This is a genomic window from Candidatus Infernicultor aquiphilus, assembly GCF_002784285.1.
In the GTDB taxonomy this organism is placed as follows: Bacteria; Atribacterota; Phoenicimicrobiia; order Phoenicimicrobiales; family Phoenicimicrobiaceae; genus Infernicultor; species Infernicultor aquiphilus.
In genome coordinates, this window is sequence record NZ_PFKO01000087.1 from 1 (window position 1) to 416 (window position 416).

Annotated in this window: 1 pseudogene; it reads right to left on the reverse strand. The window is 42.8% G+C overall.

The window, feature by feature from the left end:
* Positions 1–393, reverse strand: a pseudogene (locus COZ07_RS02445) (indolepyruvate ferredoxin oxidoreductase subunit alpha); the annotation flags it as partial.
* Between the last annotated feature and the right edge of the window lie 23 nt (positions 394–416).

Genomic DNA, 416 nt, shown 5'->3' on the forward strand with positions numbered 1-416 from the left:
AATTTCAATTATTCTCGGCAGGAAAGTATAGAATTTTTTATAGTCCTTTTTAAATTCGCCCCTTGTTTTAGGAGGATTAATTCTGGCTAATTTTACTGCTTCCGAGGTATGGGCCACCCTGGTGGTCTCTCTAAAAAGAACCGGAGTTCTAAATTTTTCTGAAATAATAAATGCTTCTTTTACAAATTCTTTTGCTTCCTCTGGAGTAGCTGGTTCGATGAGCGGAACATTTGCCAGGCGGGCGAAATAGCGGGTATCCTCTTCTTCCTGAACCGAACTCCAGCACCCTGGATCATCAGCTACTATAATCACAAAACCTGCGCGAGGCTCAATATAGGCAGAAGGTAAAAAGCTATCTGAGGCAACGTTCAGACCAAAATGTTTCATGGCCACCAGCGACCGAACTCCAGAAAGAG